The organism is Streptomyces sp. NPDC028991 (assembly GCF_055564775.1).
In genome coordinates, this window is record NZ_JBVHVP010000008.1 from 68,502 (window position 1) to 85,095 (window position 16,594).

14 protein-coding genes are annotated in these 16,594 nt (G+C 72.3%); 5 read left to right on the forward strand and 9 right to left on the reverse strand.

The window, feature by feature from the left end:
- The first annotated feature begins 26 nt into the window (after positions 1-26).
- Positions 27-2,378, forward strand: coding sequence for an ATP-binding cassette domain-containing protein (locus ACZ4V1_RS18410; protein ID WP_468336716.1), 2,352 nt, complete (start codon positions 27-29; stop codon positions 2,376-2,378).
- Positions 2,379-2,418: 40 nt separating this feature from the next.
- On the opposite strand, the gene ACZ4V1_RS18415 is transcribed toward ACZ4V1_RS18410, so the two are convergent.
- From ACZ4V1_RS18415 to ACZ4V1_RS18440, 6 genes are all read right to left on the reverse strand, one after another.
- Positions 2,419-3,375: a DUF2382 domain-containing protein gene (locus tag ACZ4V1_RS18415; protein WP_468336719.1), complete on the reverse strand. Its 957-nt coding sequence runs from the start codon at positions 3,373-3,375 to the stop codon at positions 2,419-2,421.
- A 72-nt stretch (positions 3,376-3,447) separates the two neighbouring features.
- Entirely contained in the window at positions 3,448-4,248 is an 801-nt protein-coding gene (locus ACZ4V1_RS18420) for a lysophospholipid acyltransferase family protein (protein WP_468336722.1), read from the reverse strand.
- On the reverse strand, positions 4,248-5,018 hold the full coding sequence (locus ACZ4V1_RS18425; protein ID WP_468336725.1) for a GNAT family N-acetyltransferase: 771 nt from the start codon (positions 5,016-5,018) through the stop codon (positions 4,248-4,250). The genes ACZ4V1_RS18420 and ACZ4V1_RS18425 overlap by 1 nt, the downstream gene beginning before the upstream one ends.
- Before the next feature lie 231 nt (positions 5,019-5,249).
- Positions 5,250-5,999: a succinate dehydrogenase/fumarate reductase iron-sulfur subunit gene (locus tag ACZ4V1_RS18430; RefSeq protein WP_468336728.1), complete on the reverse strand. Its 750-nt coding sequence runs from the start codon at positions 5,997-5,999 to the stop codon at positions 5,250-5,252.
- Positions 5,996-7,945, reverse strand: a complete 1,950-nt coding sequence (locus tag ACZ4V1_RS18435) for a fumarate reductase/succinate dehydrogenase flavoprotein subunit (protein WP_468336731.1) — start codon at positions 7,943-7,945, stop codon at positions 5,996-5,998. The genes ACZ4V1_RS18430 and ACZ4V1_RS18435 overlap by 4 nt, the downstream gene beginning before the upstream one ends.
- Before the next feature lies 1 nt (position 7,946).
- On the reverse strand, positions 7,947-8,618 hold the full coding sequence (locus ACZ4V1_RS18440; protein WP_468337319.1) for a succinate dehydrogenase: 672 nt from the start codon (positions 8,616-8,618) through the stop codon (positions 7,947-7,949).
- Positions 8,619-8,750: 132 nt separating this feature from the next.
- Between ACZ4V1_RS18440 and ACZ4V1_RS18445 the strand changes: the two genes are divergently transcribed.
- Positions 8,751-9,635: a LysR family transcriptional regulator gene (locus ACZ4V1_RS18445; protein WP_468336734.1), complete on the forward strand. Its 885-nt coding sequence runs from the start codon at positions 8,751-8,753 to the stop codon at positions 9,633-9,635.
- Positions 9,636-9,802: 167 nt separating this feature from the next.
- Here the strand turns inward: ACZ4V1_RS18445 and rmdA are convergent, their stop codons facing one another.
- From rmdA to ACZ4V1_RS18460, 3 genes are all read right to left on the reverse strand, one after another.
- A complete protein-coding gene (rmdA, locus tag ACZ4V1_RS18450; RefSeq protein WP_468336737.1) occupies positions 9,803-11,947 on the reverse strand; it encodes a cyclic Di-GMP phosphodiesterase RmdA in 2,145 nt (714 codons plus the stop codon).
- Positions 11,944-12,756 (reverse strand): SAM-dependent methyltransferase, encoded by an 813-nt coding sequence (locus ACZ4V1_RS18455; RefSeq protein ID WP_468336740.1) that lies wholly within the window; start codon positions 12,754-12,756, stop codon positions 11,944-11,946. The genes rmdA and ACZ4V1_RS18455 overlap by 4 nt, the downstream gene beginning before the upstream one ends.
- 226 nt (positions 12,757-12,982) lie before the next feature.
- Positions 12,983-13,930, reverse strand: a complete 948-nt coding sequence (locus tag ACZ4V1_RS18460) for an SCO0930 family lipoprotein (RefSeq protein WP_468337322.1) — start codon at positions 13,928-13,930, stop codon at positions 12,983-12,985.
- A gap of 739 nt (positions 13,931-14,669) precedes the next feature.
- Here ACZ4V1_RS18460 and ACZ4V1_RS18465 point away from each other — a divergent pair.
- The 3 genes from ACZ4V1_RS18465 (at position 14,670) to ACZ4V1_RS18475 (ending at position 16,349) form a co-directional block, all read left to right on the forward strand.
- Positions 14,670-14,801: a hypothetical protein gene (locus ACZ4V1_RS18465; RefSeq protein WP_019330432.1), complete on the forward strand. Its 132-nt coding sequence runs from the start codon at positions 14,670-14,672 to the stop codon at positions 14,799-14,801.
- Positions 14,802-14,817: 16 nt separating this feature from the next.
- Positions 14,818-15,582: a bestrophin-like domain gene (locus ACZ4V1_RS18470; RefSeq protein WP_468336744.1), complete on the forward strand. Its 765-nt coding sequence runs from the start codon at positions 14,818-14,820 to the stop codon at positions 15,580-15,582.
- A gap of 236 nt (positions 15,583-15,818) precedes the next feature.
- Positions 15,819-16,349, forward strand: coding sequence for a hypothetical protein (locus ACZ4V1_RS18475; RefSeq protein WP_468336747.1), 531 nt, complete (start codon positions 15,819-15,821; stop codon positions 16,347-16,349).
- The last annotated feature ends 245 nt before the right edge of the window (positions 16,350-16,594 follow it).

A 16,594-nucleotide genomic window follows, 5' to 3' on the forward strand; every position in this document is an offset into this window, starting at 1 on the left:
GCCGAAGACCGTACGGAGTTCCCGCGATGCACAGCCCCCACGACCCGTACGTCCGGGTGCGCGACGCCCGCGAGCACAACCTCAAGAGCGTGGACGTGGACATCCCCCGGGACGTGGTGGCCGTGTTCACCGGCGTGTCGGGCTCGGGGAAGTCGTCACTCGCGTTCGGGACGGTCTACGCGGAGGCGCAGCGGCGCTACTTCGAGTCGGTCGCACCGTACGCCCGCAGGCTGATCCACCAGGTCGGCGCCCCGAAGGTCGGTGAGATCACCGGGCTGCCGCCCGCCGTGTCGCTGCAGCAGCGCCGCTCGGCCCCCACGTCCCGCTCCTCGGTCGGCACGGTCACCAACCTCTCCAACTCCCTGCGCATGCTGTTCTCCCGCGCCGGTGACTACCCGCCGGGCGCGCCGCGGCTCGACTCCGACGCCTTCTCTCCGAACACGGCGGCGGGGGCGTGCCCGGAGTGCCACGGGCTCGGCCGGGTGCACCGTACGACCGAGGAGCTGCTGGTCCCGGACCCGTCCCTGTCGATCCGGGACGGCGCCGTCCCGGCCTGGCCGGGTGCCTGGCAGGGCAAGAACCTGCGGGACGTCCTCGACGCGCTGGGGTACGACGTGGACCGGCCCTGGCGCGAGCTGCCGGCCGAGCAGCGGGAGTGGATCCTGTTCACGGACGAGCAGCCGGTGGTCACGGTGCACCCCGTGCGGGACGCGGGACGCATCCAGCGGCCCTACCAGGGCACGTACATGAGCGCCCGACGGTATGTGATGAAGACGTTCTCGGACTCGAAGAGCCCGACGCTGCGGGCGAGGGCGGAGCGCTTCCTCACCGGTGCGCCCTGCCCGGTCTGCGGGGGCGGCAGGCTGCGGCCTCAGGCCCTGGCGGTGACCGTCGGCGGCCGGACCATCGCCGAGCTGGCCGCACTGCCGCTCACGGAACTCGCGGAGGCGCTGCCGACGGGCGGCGAGACGGCACGGGTGCTCACCGGGGACCTCACGTCGCGGATCGGGCCCGTCGTCGAGCTGGGGCTCGGCTACCTGAGCCTCGACCGTCCGACGCCCACTCTTTCCGCGGGCGAGTTGCAGCGGCTGCGGCTGGCGACGCAGCTGCGCTCCGGGCTGTTCGGGGTCGTCTACGTCCTGGACGAACCGTCCGCGGGACTGCACCCGGCGGACACCGAGGCGTTGCTGACGGTGCTGGCGCGGCTCAAGGCGGCCGGCAACTCGGTGTTCGTGGTGGAGCACCACCTCGGCGTGATGCGCGGCGCCGACTGGATCGTGGACGTCGGCCCGCGGGCCGGCGAGCACGGCGGCCGGGTGCTGTACAGCGGCCCCGTCGCCGGGCTGGCCGAGGTCACGGAGTCGGCGACGGCCCGCCACCTCTTCGGCCGCTCCCCCGCCCCCGCCCGTGCGGTCCGGATCCCTCGCGGCACGGTGACGGTCGGACCGGTCACCCGGCACAACCTGCGCGGAGTGACGGCCGAGTTCCCGCTCGGTGCGCTGACCGCCGTGACGGGCGTGTCCGGTTCCGGGAAGTCGACGCTCATCGGTGAGATCACCCAGGATCTGCCGGGGGTGGGCCGGCTGGTCTGCGTCGACCAGCGGCCGATCGGACGTACCCCGCGCTCCAACCTGGCCACGTACACGGGCCTGTTCGACGTCGTACGCAAGGTCTTCGCGGCCACCGAAGAGGCACGCGAGAGGGGTTACGGCGTCGGCCGCTTCTCCTTCAACGTGTCCGGTGGGCGGTGCGAGACCTGCCAGGGCGAGGGGTTCGTCAGCGTCGAGCTGCTGTTCCTGCCGAGTACGTACGCGCCGTGCCCCGACTGCGGCGGAGCGCGCTACAACCCCGAGACGCTCGAAGTGGCGTACCGGGAACGGAACATCGCCGAGGTGCTGGACCTGACGGTGGAGCAGGCGGCGCGGTTCTTCGCGGACACGGACACGCCGGCGGTGTCGCGCAGCCTGGCCGCGCTGCTCGACGTCGGTCTGGGCTATCTGCGGCTCGGCCAGCCGGCGACCGAGCTGTCCGGCGGCGAGGCGCAGCGCGTCAAGCTGGCGAGCGAGTTGCAGCGGGGGCGCCGCGGACACACCCTGTACCTCCTCGACGAGCCGACGACCGGTCTGCATCCTGCGGACGTCGAGGTGCTGATGCGCCAGTTGCACGGTCTGGTGGAGGCCGGGCACACGGTGGTCGTCGTCGAGCACGACATGGCCGTGGTGGCGGGCGCCGACCGGGTGATCGACCTGGGGCCGGGCGGCGGCGAGGCCGGCGGCCGGATCGTCGCCGCGGGGCCGCCCGCCGAGGTGGCACGGGCGAGCGGGAGTGCCACCGCCGGGTATCTGGCCCGGGCGCTGGGCGGCGGGACGCGCCGGTGAAGGCGCTCCACCGGCGCGGGCCCTCCTGAGCCGGGAACGGCTACTCGCGCCCCCTCCGCGTGTCGCCCTCGGTGTACTCGCGCCCCCTCCGCGTGTCGTCCTCGGCGTACTCCTCCGTCTCGGCCTCGATCCGCTCCTTGCGGACCCGGCCCCGCACGGTCTCGTTCTCGGTGTGCTCCTCGGTGGTCATCCGGACGCGCTCCACCGGCACCGTCTCGGTCTCCACGACGGGGCGTTCCTCGTGCAGGGTGACCTCGTGCTCGTCCTCGCTGATCTCCGGACCGGAGAGCGCCTCGCCGCGGTTGGCGTCCGTGATGGGTTCGCGCTCCACCCGCACTTCCTCGTGGGTCACCGGAACGGTCTGCTGGACCTCCTCCGTGACCACGTACTTGCGCAGCCGGGCCCGGCCGCTCTCGCGCCGTTCGACGCCGACGTGCATCTGCTCCTCCGAGCGGGTCATGGCGTCGTCGCCGCGCATGCCCGTCCGGTCCGGCGCGAGCTGTTCGCCGGCCGTGCCACCCGCCGTGCCGGCCGTGCCGCCCGCCGTTCCGGCCGCTCCGGCGGCTCCAGCGGCTCCGGCGGCTCCAGCCGCACCGGCCGCTTCTGCGGTTCCGGCCGGGCCCGGTCCCGCCGCCCAGCGTCCGTCGTCGGTCCGCTCGGCCTCGGAGAGCACGCTGTCCCAGTTGATGCCGTAGTAGTCGTAGAGCCGGTGTTCCTCGGTCTCCGACAGATGTCCGCCCGCGTCGACGTCGACGCTGGGCGCGCCCTTGACCATGTCCTTGCGGTAGGGGACCTCGAGGTGGTCCTGCACCAGCGCGGCGTCGCGGATGGGCACGAAGGACTCGTTGGAGCCGAGCATTCCCGTCTTCACGCTCACCCACTCGGGGCGGCCGGTCATGTCGTCGAAGAAGACGTGCTTGGCGTCGCCGATCTTGTTCCCGTCACCGTCGTAGACCGGATGGTCCAGGACGTTGGCGATCTCTTCACGGGTGATCATCTGGCATCACCCTCCTTCCGGAGTGCCTGCCTTCCGAATGTCCGCATCAGACGCACGAAAACGGACCATACGTCACAAATGCCACATACTTTTCGAAGGTGCTTTCCCCTGGGCGGCGTGCGCGAGCGAGCGTCGGTCGACGTGTCCGCCCGGCCCGATGACCGGCCGCACCACCACCTCCGCGGTCAGCCCGCGCGCCGACGCCACGCGCCACAAGGAGGCGAGCAGGGTGTCCTCCCCGACGAACGCGGGCGCCGTGCTCACCGCCCGTCCCCCGGCCCGGTACCGGATGTCGACCGGCTGGACCGGCGCCCCGGCGTCCAGGGCGGCCTGGAATACGGCCCGGCGGAAGGGCCCCTGGGCGCGTCCGCACCAGGTGCTGCCCTCGGGGAAGGCGGCGACCGCGGCACCCTCGCGCAGGGCGCGCGCGATCACGGCGACCGTGTCCGGCAGGGCCCGCAGCCGGCCCCGTTCGATGAACAGCACCCCTCCACGCGCGGCGAGCCCTCCCGCCACCGGCCAGCACCGGATCTCGCTCTTGGCCAGCATCCGCGCGGGGCGTACGGCGGCGAGCAGCGGGATGTCGAGCCAGGAGACGTGGTTGGCGACGAGGAGCAGCCCGCCGGCGGGCGCGGCGGCGCCCGTGACGCGGACGCGGACGCCGGCGGCCCGCACGATCCAGCGGCACCAGCGCCGCACCACGGCGTCGGGGGCCCGTCTGCCGAGCGGCGTCAGCACCATCGCGACACCGGCCAGGAGCAGCAGCGCGACCGCGACCAGCCGCAGCACGGCGCGCGGTGCGGCGGCCGCCGCCCGGGACGGCTCCACGCACGTGCCGGGGGTGCAGGGCGCGGCGGGCAGCCAGGCGCTCATCAGGCCGGGACGAGGGAGAGGAAGTGCCGCAGGTAGCGCGGGTCGACCCGGCTCATCGGCAGCAGCACGTACAGGTCGGCCACGCCGAAGTCCACGTCGTGCGCCGGCTGTCCGCAGACCCAGGCGCCGAGGCGGAGGTAGCCGCGCAGCAGAGCCGGCAGTTCGGTGCGGCCGGCCGGGGCCGCGGCGGGCGGGGTCCACGGGAGCAGCGGCCGTACCCGGTACTCCTCGGGCGCCAGGTGCTTGGTCCGCACCCGGTCCCAGGTGCCGGCGGCGAGGGTGCCGCCGTCGGCGAGCGGGATCGAGCAGCAGCCCGCCAGCCACTCGTGGCCCCGGTCGGTCATGTAGCGGGCTATTCCGGCCCAGATGAGCCCGATGACGGCGCCGTCGCGGTGGTCGGGGTGCACGCAGGAACGGCCGACCTCGACCAGGCCGGGGCGGACCGCGTCCAGCGCGGCGAGGTCGAACTCGCTCTCCGCGTACAGCCGCCCGGCGACCGCCGCGCGCTCCGGCGGCAGCAGCCGGTAGGTCCCGACGACCTGCCCGGTCGTCTCCTCCCGTACCAGCAGGTGGTCGCAGTAGGCGTCGAAGGGGTCGACGTCGTGTCCGGGCTGCGGGCTCGCCAGCAGCGCGCCCATCTCCCCCGCGAAGACGTCGTGCCGCAGCCGCTGCGCGGCCCGCACGTCCTCCTCGTCGCGGGCCAGCGCGACGGTGTAGCGGCGGGGTGCGGCGGGCTTGGAGGGACGGTCTGCGGTCAGTACGCCGGTCATGGCACTCTCCTGGTCACGGGCCGGGGCGGCGACGGCGGACCGACGGTGTACGGTCCGCCGCCCCTGTTCTTCCGCTGCCGGTTGGCCGGTGCGTGACCTGGGCCGGGAAAGTGGATGTGCGGCTGCTGAATGCCAGGGGCGAAGGCGAGACGGGGCCGGAAGGAGCACCTCTCCCGGCCCCGTCCGTCCGCACCTTTTCGGCGAACGTTCCGTGGGGCTGTGCGCCACCCTCTAGCGCTTGGCCGCCTTGCGCGTGGCCCGCAGCCACTCCTTGTTCATGCTGGTGATGGAGAAGAGCGGGATGCCCTTCGGACAGGCGGTCGCGCACTCGCCGGCGAGGGTGCAGCCGCCGAAGCCCTCGTCGTCCATCTGCGCCACCATGTCCAGCACCCGGGTCTCCCGCTCGGGCGCCCCCTGCGGCAGGACACCCAGGTGGTTGACCTTCGCGGAGGTGAACAGCATCGCCGCACCGTTCGGGCAGGCCGCGACGCAGGCACCGCAGCCGATGCACTCCGCGTGCTCGAATGCGAAGTCGGCGTCCGGCTTCGGCACCGGGGTCGCGTGGGCCTCCGGCGCGGCGCCCGTGGGCGCGGTGATGTAGCCGCCGGCCTGGATGATCCGGTCGAAGGCCGAGCGGTCGACGACCAGGTCCTTCACCACCGGGAATGCGGACGCCCGCCAGGGCTCGATGTCGATGGTGTCGCCGTCCTGGAAGGACCGCATGTGCAACTGGCAGGTGGTGGTGCGCTCGGGGCCGTGGGCGTCGCCGTTGATGACCAGCGAGCAGGCGCCGCAGATGCCCTCGCGGCAGTCGTGGTCGAAGGCGACCGGGTCCTCGCCCTCGAGGATGAGCTCCTCGTTGAGGGTGTCGAGCATCTCCAGGAAGGACATGTCGCGGGAGATGCCGTCCACCTCGTACGTGGACATGGCGCCGTCGGCGTCGGCGTTCTTCTGCCGCCAGACGCGCAGGGTGAGCTTCATGCGTAGCTCCGCTGAGTGGGGTGGACGTACTCGAAGACCAGGTCTTCCTTGTGCAGGGTGGGCGCCTCGCCGGTGCCCGCGAACTCCCAGGCGGCGGCGTACCCGAACTCGTCGTCCCTGCGGGCCGCCTCGCCGTCGGGGGTCTGGGACTCCTCGCGGAAGTGGCCGCCGCAGGACTCGGCCCGGTGCAGCGCGTCGAGGCACATCAGCTCGGCGAGCTCCAGGTAGTCGACGACGCGGTTGGCCTTCTCCAGCGACTGGTTGAACTCCTCGCCGGTGCCCGGGACCTTGATGCGCCGCCAGAACTCCTCGCGGATCTGCGGGATGCGCTCCAGGGCCTTGCGCAGGCCGGTGTCGGTGCGGGCCATGCCGCAGAACTCCCACATCAGCTCGCCGAGTTCGCGGTGGAAGGAGTCCGGGGTGCGGTCGCCGTCCACGGAGAGGAGCAGGTTGAGCCGGTCCTCGGTCTCGGCCAGCACCTCCCGCACCACCGGGTGGCCGTCGTCGACCTCGTCCTTGTGCGGGTTGCGGGCGAGGTAGTCGTTGATCGTGGCCGGCAGGACGAAGTAGCCGTCGGCCAGGCCCTGCATCAGCGCGGAGGCGCCGAGCCGGTTGGCGCCGTGGTCGGAGAAGTTCGCCTCGCCGATCGCGAACAGGCCGGGGACGGTGGTCTGGAGGTCGTAGTCGACCCACAGGCCGCCCATCGTGTAGTGCACGGCGGGGTAGATCCGCATGGGTACCTGGTACGGGTCCTCGTCGGTGATCCGCTGGTACATGTCGAAGAGGTTGCCGTACTTGGCCTCGACCGCCTTACGGCCCATGCGCTCGATCGCGTCGGCGAAGTCCAGGTACACGCCCTGGCCGCCGGGGCCCACTCCCCTGCCCTCGTCGCAGACGTTCTTCGCGGCGCGGGAGGCGATGTCGCGGGGCACCAGGTTGCCGAAGGACGGGTAGACGCGTTCCAGGTAGTAGTCGCGCTCGTCCTCGGGGATCTGGTTCGGCGGCCGGTCGTCGCCCTTGGCCTTCGGCACCCAGATCCGGCCGTCGTTGCGCAGCGACTCGCTCATCAGCGTCAGCTTGGACTGGTGGTCGCCGGTGCGCGGGATGCAGGTGGGGTGGATCTGTGTGAAGCAGGGGTTGGCGAAGTAGGCGCCGCGCCGGTGCGCCCGCCACACGGCGGTCGCGTTGGAGTTCATGGCGTTGGTGGAGAGGTAGAAGACGTTGCCGTAGCCGCCGCTCGCCAGGACCACGGCGTCGGCGAAGTACGTGTCGATCTTCCCGGTGATCAGGTCCCGGGCGACGATGCCGCGCGCCCGCCCGTCCACGACGATCAGGTCCAGCATCTCGGTGCGCGGGTGCATCTCGACGTTGCCGGCCGCGATCTGCCGGCTGAGCGCCTGGTAGGCGCCGAGCAGCAGCTGCTGGCCCGTCTGGCCCCGGGCGTAGAACGTACGGGAGACCTGGACGCCGCCGAAGGAGCGGGTGTCGAGCAGGCCGCCGTACTCGCGGGCGAACGGCACGCCCTGGGCCACGCACTGGTCGATGATCTCGACCGAGATCTGGGCGAGGCGGTGCACGTTGGACTCGCGGGAGCGGAAGTCGCCGCCCTTGACGGTGTCGTAGAACAGGCGGTGGACGGAGTCGCCGTCGTTGCGGTAGTTCTTCGCGGCGTTGATGCCGCCCTGCGCGGCGATCGAGTGGGCCCGGCGCGGGGAGTCCTGGTAGCAGAACTGGACGACGCGGTAGCCCTGTTCGGCGAGCGTCGCCCCGGCGGAGCCGCCCGCGAGTCCGGTTCCGACGACGATGACCGTCTGCCGCCGCCGGTTGGCGGGGTTGACCAGCTTGGCCTCGAAGCGGCGGGTGTCCCAGCGCTCGTTGACGGGTCCGGTGGGGGCCTTGGTGTCGGCGACCGGCGCTCCGGTCGTGTAGTCGGCGTAGGTTGTCATGTCAGCTCACCACTCCGGTCATGACGCCCACGGGTACGGCGACGAAGCCGACCGTGAGCAGCAGCGCGAGGACGTTGGCGACGGTCTTGAGGGCGCGGTCGCGGGTGCGGCTGCCGGCGCCGAGGGTCTGGGCGGCGCTCCAGAAGCCGTGCCGGATGTGCATGCCGACGGCGAGCACGGCGACGATGTAGACGACGTTGCCGTACCAGGTGGAGAAGGTGTCCACGACGTTCTGGTAGGGCTTGCCCGTCTCGAAGCCGCCGGGGTGCACGGTACCGGTGGTCAGGTCCAGGACGTGCCAGACGATGAACAGGGCCAGGATGATCCCGCCCCAGCGCATGGTGCGCGTCGCGTAGCTGGAGCGCGGCTTCTTGTGCACGTACTTGCTGGGCCGCGCCTTGATGTCGCGGCGGCTGAGCTGGTATGCGGAGACGGCGTGGGCGACGACGGCGACGACCAGCACGACGCGGATCAGCCAGAGCGTCCACTCGTAGTGCATGAACGGTTCGCCGACCGTGCGCAGCCAGTGGGCGTAGTGGTTGAACTCGCTCGGCCCGAAGAAGATCTTCAGGTTCCCGATCATGTGGGCGACCAGGTAGAGCAGCATGACGAGTCCGCTGATCGCCATCACAGTCTTCTTGCCGACGGTCGAGTCCCACACGGTGCGCGCCATGGACGGCCGTCGGTCCGTCCGCGTTGCCAGAGCCATGTCACAGGACGCTACGGGGCGAAGGGCCCATCGGTCCAAGACATGGTCTTCCTCGATTCCATAGGCTGTTCCTATCGGCGGCGTATGCTCGCGGTTATGCAGTTGCAGCAGCTCCAGTACTTCGTCGCGGTCGCCGAGACGCGGCACTTCACCCGGGCCGCGGAGACGGTCCACGTGGCCCAGCCGTCACTGTCCCAGCAGATCAAGTCGCTGGAGCGGGAACTGGGCGCCGATCTGTTCCTGCGGGCGCGGGGCAACATCACGCTCACCGACGCCGGGGAGGCGCTGCTGCCGCTGGCCCGGCGCATCCTGGCCGACGCGGACACCGCCCGGCACGAGGTGCTGGAGCTGGTGCAGCTGCGCCGCGGCCGAGTGCGGCTGGGCGCCACCCCCAGCCTGTGCACCGGTCTCCTCCCCGACGTGCTGCGCGCCTTCCACGACCGCTATCCGGGCGTCCGGCTGCTGATCGAGGAGGGCGGCTCCCACGACCTCGTCCGGGAGCTGGCACGCGGCGCACTCGACCTCGCCCTGGTCGTACTGCCGCTGCCGCCGGCGTCCCCGGCGCTGACCACGGTGGAGCTGCTGCGGGAGGATCTGGTGGTGGTGTCGTCCCCGGAGTCGCCCCGGCCGGGCGGCGGGCGGCGGGCGGTGCGCGTCGCCGACTTGGAGGGCGAGCGCCTGGTGATGTTCCGGCACGGGTACGACCTGCGGGAACTGACCGTGGCCGCGTGCCGTGCAGAGGGCTTCGAGCCGGACTTCGCGGTCGAGGGCGGGGAGATGGACGCGGTGCTGGGGTTTGTGCGGGCGGGGCTGGGGATGGCCGTGGTCCCCCGGATGGTGGCGGCCCGGTCGGGGCGGGGGCTGCGGGTCACTCCGTTGGCCCGGCCGGGGCTGTACCGGACGATCGCGCTCGCCCATCGCAGCGATGTGGCTCCGCCCCGGGCGGCTCGGGAGTTGCAGCGGATGCTGCTTGAGCGGTGACCCTCCGGGAGTGCGGGCAGGGCCCGGTCGCGTCGTAAGGGTGCGGTGTTCGCTCGGGAGTGTGGGTGATCTGTGGCTGAGCGCGCCCACGCGGCGGAGCCGCACGTTGAAACAGCCCCGCGCCCCTTCAGGGCGTTGCCCGCACCCTTCTCACATCGTCGTGTTCCCTACGCCGTCGCGTCCACCAGGGCCAGTTCGTGCAGGCGTTCCGGTGGGCCCGGGCGGGCGTAGTACCAGCCCTGGGCGGTGTCGCAGCCGAGTATGCGCAGTTGCTCGGCCTGGGCGCCGGTCTCCACGCCCTCCACGGTGACCGTGAGGTCCAGGCTGTGGGCCAGGGCGACGATACCCTCGACGATCTTGAGGTCGACGGGGTCGGCCGGGAACTGCTGCATGCTCTGGGTGAAGGAGCGGTCCAGCTTGAGCACGCTCACCGGGAGGCGGCGCAGGTTGGCGAGGTTGGAGTAGCCGGTACCGAAGTCGTCCAGGGCGATGTCGACGCCCATCTCGGCCAGCCGGCGCAACGGCTTGAGCAGGTCGTCGTCCGCGCCGATCAGCGCCGACTCCGTGACCTCCAGGCACAGCGCGTCGGGCGCGACCCCGGTCCGCTCCAGGATGTCGACGGTGTCCTGGACCAGGCCGGGGTGGGTGAGCTGGCAGGGTGAGAGGTTGACGTTGATGCGCAGCGGGCCGGCGGCGGTCGTCTCGCCGTACCGCTCCCGCCAGGCGCGGGCCTGGCGCACCGACTGCTCCAGCACCCAGCGGCCCAGCGGCACGATCAGTCCGGTGTGCTCGGCGAGCGGGATGAACCGGTCCGGGCCGAGGACGCCGTGCTGCGGATGCAGCCAGCGCACCAGGGCCTCGGCACCGCGCACGCTGCCGTCGCCGAGGTGCACCAGCGGCTGGTACTCGATGAAGAACTCGCCCCGCTCCAGGGCCGCCGGCAGCGCGGTCGTCAGGCCGTGCCGGGTGATGACGCGGGCGTCGGCCTCCGGGTCGGCCAGCTCGTAGCGGTTGCCGCCCGCCGACTTGGCCCGGTACATGGTGATGTCGGCGCTGCGCAACACCTCCGCCGGGCTGCGCTCCCCCGCGGGGCCCTCGACGATGCCGATGCTGCCGCGCACGGTCAGCTCACGGCCGTCGACGCTGATCGGGGCGAGCAGCGCGTTCATGATGCGCCCGGCGAGTTCGTCGACCTCGTGCCGGGTGCCCGGGCCGGTGGTCAGCGCGACGAACTCGTCGCCGCCGAGCCGGGCCACCATCTCGCCGGGCACGGTGGCGCAGGACTGCAGGCGGTCGGCGACCTCCACGAGCAGCCGGTCGCCGGCCGCGTGGCCGAGGCTGTCGTTGACGGTCTTGAAGCCGTCGAGGTCCAGGTAGCACAGGCCGAAGCGCTGGCCCGGGCCCGCGTTCAGCGCCTTCTCCAGGCGTTCGAAGAAGAAGCTGCGGTTGGGCAGACCGGTGAGCGCGTCGTGCGTGGCCTCGTAGCGCAGCCGCAGGTTCAGCAGCCGGCGTTCGGTGGTGTCCTCCATCAGCGCGAGCTGGTACTGCGGGACGCCGTCGGCGTCGCGCAGCAGGGATACGGTCAGGTTGGTCCACAGGACCGTTCCGTCGGGGCGGTAGAAGGCCTTCTCCAGGTGATAGGCCTCGCGCTCGCCGCGTACCAGCTCGTCGTAGAGCCGCCAGGTCTGGGGCGCGTCGTCGGGGTGCGACCACTCCCTGACGTTGCGGCCGCGCAGCGTCGGGTCGGCGATGCCGAACATACGCATCAGGGCTCCGTTCACCTGGAGCACGTTGCCGTCCAGGTCGGCGATGCCGATGCCTATGGCGGCGCCCTCGAAGACCGCGCGGAAGCGGGCCTCGCTGGCGTGCAGCGCCTGGGCGACCACGCCCTGCGCCTTCAGGGCGGCCTGCGCGATGGCCTCCTGTTCGGCGAGGGTACGGGCACGCAGCGCCGCGGCGAATCCGGCCGCCATGGCGTGCTGCATCCGCGCGGAACGGGCCCGCATGGCCTCGGGGTCGCCGTCCTCGCCGCAGTAGAGCACGAGGTAGGCGTCGACGCAGTCCAGCGTCCGGGTGAGCGCCTCGGGGTCGGTGCAGTGGGAGTCGACGAGCGCGGCACCGACCGCCCTGGCCTCGTCCGCGTCGAACCCACGCGCCCGCAGCGCCTCGCTCAGCCGACGGGCCAGCGGCAGCAGTTGCTCCTCGAACTCCGGCCGGGTCGCCGACGTCGAGGTCACCGGGAACACCGCCCGGCTCCAGATCGTCGCGAACCGGCGCAGTCTGTCCTCCGGCCCGCCCGGCTCCGCGGTCACGCCGTACGCCCCACGCCGGCGAACCCGGAGAACGCGTACGGATCCTCGTCCTCCGGCGCCTCCTCGGGCCGCCAGCGCGGCATCGGAACCAGTCCGGGCTCCACCATGTCGTACCCCTCGAAGAACCGCGCGATCTCCTCGCGCGAACGCATGATCAGCGGATTGCGGATGTTCTCGTACACGTCCACCGCGCCCCCGGCCCGCTCGGCGGGCAGCGGGATTCCCTCGTACGAGGCGTGCGTGAGGACGAGCAGGCTGCCGGGCGCGAGCGCGTCGGTCAGCTCGGCCACCGCCGCGTGAGGGTCGTCCGCGTCTTCCACGAAGTGCAGTATGGCAACCAACAGCAGGGCCACCGGCCGATTCAGGTCGATCAGCCGCCCCACCTGAGGGCTGGCGAGGATCTCCCGGGGCTTGAGGAGGTCGGCGGCCACGACGTCCGCGTCGTCGTTGCCCGTCAGGACGGCCTGGCTGTGCGCGACCGCGACCGGGTCGTGGTCGACGTAGACGACGCGGGCACCGGGGCGGCTGCGTCCGGCCACCTCGTGGACGTTGCCGAAGGTGGGGATCCCGGAGCCGATGTCCAGGAACTGGTCGATGCCCTCCTCGGCCGCGAAGCGCACGGCGCGGCGCATGAACGCCCGGTTCGCCTGCATGATCTTGGGCAGGCCCGGCATGAACTCCATGGCCTTGCGGGCCGCTTCCCGGTCGACCTCGAAGTTGTGCGAACCGCCCAGGTAGAAGTCGTAGATCCGGGACACGCTGGGCACCGAGATGTCGATGCTGCGCGGGGCCCAGGCGGGACGCTCCATCTAGCTCTCCAAGGCATTGGCGATCCGGTGTTCGAGCTGAGGCTACTGATCGCCCGCCAAACGGGCGAGCCCAAACGGAAATTGACCGTCCGTTCCCGGTCACTGCCTGCGGCACGTGCCTCCTGCCAAGGCACACCAAAGCGCGCGAACGGGGCCGTCCCCTCCGCCTGGGTACGGAGGGGACGGCCCACGGGTCGCGCGCCGAGGACGAGCGGGCGGGAGGTCGCTACTTCTTCTTCGGCGCGCCGACCGGCTTTCCGTCGGGGGCGACGGCATACCAGGTGCCGCCGACTCCCTGACCGTTGGTGTCGCCGGCCTTCTTGTCGCCGGCGAAGGTGTAGATCGGCCAGCAGTCGACGGTCTGCTGCTCGGCCCCGTCCGGCCGGGTGAAGGTCATCAGGTCCTCCTTCACGACGCCCTCGGTGTCGTTGGGCTCCACGGGCGCGACGACCGGCCACTTCTCCAGGCAGGCGCCGGTACAGGCCGACACCGGCTTCGGCCAGGCCTCGTCCTTCATGAAGCGGTAGACGGTCATGCCGTTCTTGTCGACGACGATCTCGCCGAGCTTCGGGTCGTCGCGGGTGGACAGCCCGGCCGCCTCCTCGGCCTTGGCCTTCTTGCCGTCCGCGGCCAGCGCGTACCACTTGCCGCCGACGCCCTGGCCCTTGACGTCACCGGCCGCGGTGTCCTTGGCGTAGCGGTACGCCGGCCAGCCGCCGATCGTCAGCTGCTTGGTGCCGTCGGGACGGGTGACCTCGCCGAGCAGGTCCTTGTCCATGCCCTCGCCGGCGAGGGCGTCGTCGGCGGCCACGGGCGGCCAGGCGGTGGCGCAGTCGTTCTCGCACGTCGTCTTGGACGGCTTGGCGGTGTCCGCGTCGAAGCGGTAGAGGGTGCGGCCCGCTCCGTCGGTCACCAGCTCGCCGATCTCCGCGTTGGTGGCGACGGACAGCTTGCCCGCGGACTCCGGGGGGCTCGCCGACGCCTGCGCCCCGCCCGTGCCGGCCCCGAGTCCGTCGCCGGCGCCCGTACCGATGTTGCCGACGTCGCCGGGAGCGGCCGTGGCGCCGACGTTCTGGCTGCCGGTGGCGCCGCCGTCCTGGCCGCACGCCGTCGTCAGCGCCAGCACCACCGCAGCGCTCGCCACGAGTGAGGCGCTCCGCCAGGAGGTCTTCATCGTCAATCCCCGATCATCGCGAAGGTGTTGGGGCGGCCACTGCGCCGCCGCACGACACTGGGTACGCATGGCGCAGCCGGTTGTGTTCAACGGTGCCGCGGATTTCTTTCCCCCACCCCCCTCGTACGCGGGTGCGAGCCCGGGCGCAGGCGGTGCGGGCTGGTCAAACCACTGGTCGGGACATGTCCCTCCTTCGGGTCAATCGTCCGGTAATCGGGCCCGGCCCGACCCGGCAGGCTTCATGATCTGCGTCGTGCATGAACCCGAACCGACCCGATCCGCCGCCGCCGGGCGGCTGTTGGCCCTGGTGACGTTGACGTTCGCCCTCGTCGGCGCACCGACCGGCCCGGCACAGGCCGACGCCTGTGCGTACGCGTCCACCGGACCGGGCGGCACCGATGCGGTCGCGGTCGCCGGGAGCGACTCCTGGCCCACCTTCCCGCCGTGCCCCGAGCCCTCACCGACGCCCACTCCCACCCCGACGCCGACACCTCCACCATCACCGGAGCCCACTTCCCCGCCACCTCCCTCGCCGAAGCCTCCACGGCCGACGCCGCCCGCCCCCAAGCCCGAGCCGTCGTCTCCACCGCCCCCGGCGCCGGCCCGGCCCACACCGACACCGACACCGACACCGAGCCCCGCCCCGACACCGAGTCCCACGCCGGCACCGGTCCGTCCCGCGCTTCCCGCGCCCGCCCCGTCGTCGGCCACGCCCACGCCCCGGCCGTCACTGAGCCCGGTGCACTACCCGCGCTACCGCGCCGCCCGGCCCCAGCAGCGGTCCTCGCGCGGGGCGACGTCGCCGCTCGTCTTCGTCCTGCTCATCACGGTGCCCGCGGTGGTCGCCGTCGCCGCGCTCCGTGCGCGCTGATCTCCTGGAGCCCCCCTTGCCGGAATGGCTTGTTCTCACCCTCGCGATGCTGGCCGCCTGTGTCGTGGTCGTCATCATCACCCTCGTACGGCACCGCAGGGCGTCCGACGACGAGGACATCACCGAGACGCCGGACGTCATCGAGTACATGACGATGTGGATCGGGGTGGTGTACGCCATCGTCCTGGGCCTGGCCATCGCCGGTGTCTGGGAGGCACGCAGCGCCGCCCAGGACCACGTGCAGGCGGAGGCGGTCGCGCTGCACGAGATCTCGGAACGCGTCCGGGTCTATCCGCCCGACATCCGTGACCGCATCCGGGAGGATGTCAACGCCTATGTCGGACACGTCGTCACCACCGAGTGGAAGGTCATGGCCGACCGCGGCGAGGTGACCGAACGCGGCACCGAACTCCTCGACCGCGTCCGCGCGGACGTCACCGACTACGAGCCGAGGACGGACTTCGAGGCACAGGCGTACCAGCCGCTCGTCGACCAGGTGACGGCGGCGGACCAGGCCCGCATCGCCCGGGCGGAGTCGACCGGGGCGACCATGCCGGGTGTGGTGTGGTTCGGGCTCGTCACAGGAGGCGTCGTCACGGTCGGCATGGTCTTCGCGCTGCAGATCCGGCGTACGGCACGCGAGCTGATCCTCGCCGGGCTGTTCTCGGCGCTGATCGCCTTCCTGCTCTTCCTGATCTGGGACTTCGACGCACCGTTCAGTCGCGGCGTGGCGGCGTCGACGGACCCGTTCCTGAGCCTCTTCCCTGAGGCGAAGGACTGAGTCTCCCCCGCGGGCGAGTCCGTACGGGCTCCCCCGGCGGCACCTGCACCGGGAGGCCGCCGGGGGACGCCCGACACACCGTCACCGTCCCCTGAGCGGCCCACACACTTGCCCCATTCGCGCGACTGCGATCGCGCCGACGCGCACGACTTCCTAGCGTTTCGGACATCGAGGTGCATTTCTGGCGCGAGCGGAACAGGTCCGCCGCTGCGCCTCGGGGACCCGGAGGATTCACCATGCGCGCGATACTCGTCGCCTCGGTCGCACTGCTGGGCGTCGCCGCCCTCTCCGCCTGCGTACCGGCCGGGGCTGCCGTGGGGGGAAGCGGTTCGACGTTCGGCTTCACCATCCACCCCGCCACGGTCGCGCCGGGTGGCGAGGTCACGCTGGGGGTGGGCCGCGGTGCCGACGGCTGCCGGGGACGCGTCACCGTGTCGTCGGCGGTGTTCGACACGGTCACCATCCCCAGGCACCAGTCGTCGGCGACGGCCCAGGTCGACCGGGACGCCAGACGCGGGGCCGTCTACCAGGTGACGTTCGCCTGTGACGGCAGGACCGGGACCGTGGACCTGACCATCGCGGGCGGCCACTCCGACCACCCCACTCACGAACCCCGCCACCCCTCCAAAGGCGTGCACGCCGGCGAGGGCGGCAGCGTCGCCGGGTTCGACCTGAAGGAGATCGGGCTGGGCGCCGCGCTCATCGCCGGCTCCGTGGGAGCGGCCTACCACCTCTCGCGCCGCCGCTCCGGCGAGGACGGCGCCTGAGCGCTCCGCGGGGGGGGGGGGGGGGAGGGGGTGGGGGGGGGGGGGGGAAGGGGGGGGGGGGGGGAGGGGGGGGGGGGGGGGGGGGGGGGGGGGGGGGGGGGGAGGGGGGGGGGGGGGGGGGGGGGGGGGGGGGGGGGGGGGGGGGGGGGGGGGGGGGGGGGGGGGGGGGGGGGTTGCGGGGGTGCCCCCCGCCACGAGTGATCTGCCGATTCGGCTGACGGATCCTGTGGTGTGCATCGTTGCCT

What these genes read in the sequence shown, in the direction of transcription:
- ACZ4V1_RS18410 (WP_468336716.1), top strand. Translation starts at nt 27, where the DNA reads ATGCACAGCCCCCACGACCCGTACGTCCGGGTGCGCGACGCCCGCGAG.
- ACZ4V1_RS18415 (WP_468336719.1), bottom strand. Translation starts at nt 3,375, where the DNA reads ATGATCACCCGTGAAGAGATCGCCAACGTCCTGGACCATCCGGTCTAC.
- ACZ4V1_RS18420 (WP_468336722.1), bottom strand. Translation starts at nt 4,248, where the DNA reads ATGAGCGCCTGGCTGCCCGCCGCGCCCTGCACCCCCGGCACGTGCGTG.
- ACZ4V1_RS18425 (WP_468336725.1), bottom strand. Translation starts at nt 5,018, where the DNA reads ATGACCGGCGTACTGACCGCAGACCGTCCCTCCAAGCCCGCCGCACCC.
- ACZ4V1_RS18430 (WP_468336728.1), bottom strand. Translation starts at nt 5,999, where the DNA reads ATGAAGCTCACCCTGCGCGTCTGGCGGCAGAAGAACGCCGACGCCGAC.
- ACZ4V1_RS18435 (WP_468336731.1), bottom strand. Translation starts at nt 7,945, where the DNA reads ATGACAACCTACGCCGACTACACGACCGGAGCGCCGGTCGCCGACACC.
- ACZ4V1_RS18440 (WP_468337319.1), bottom strand. Translation starts at nt 8,618, where the DNA reads ATGGCGCGCACCGTGTGGGACTCGACCGTCGGCAAGAAGACTGTGATG.
- ACZ4V1_RS18445 (WP_468336734.1), top strand. Translation starts at nt 8,751, where the DNA reads ATGCAGTTGCAGCAGCTCCAGTACTTCGTCGCGGTCGCCGAGACGCGG.
- ACZ4V1_RS18455 (WP_468336740.1), bottom strand. Translation starts at nt 12,756, where the DNA reads ATGGAGCGTCCCGCCTGGGCCCCGCGCAGCATCGACATCTCGGTGCCC.
- ACZ4V1_RS18460 (WP_468337322.1), bottom strand. Translation starts at nt 13,930, where the DNA reads ATGAAGACCTCCTGGCGGAGCGCCTCACTCGTGGCGAGCGCTGCGGTG.
- ACZ4V1_RS18475 (WP_468336747.1), top strand. Translation starts at nt 15,819, where the DNA reads ATGCGCGCGATACTCGTCGCCTCGGTCGCACTGCTGGGCGTCGCCGCC.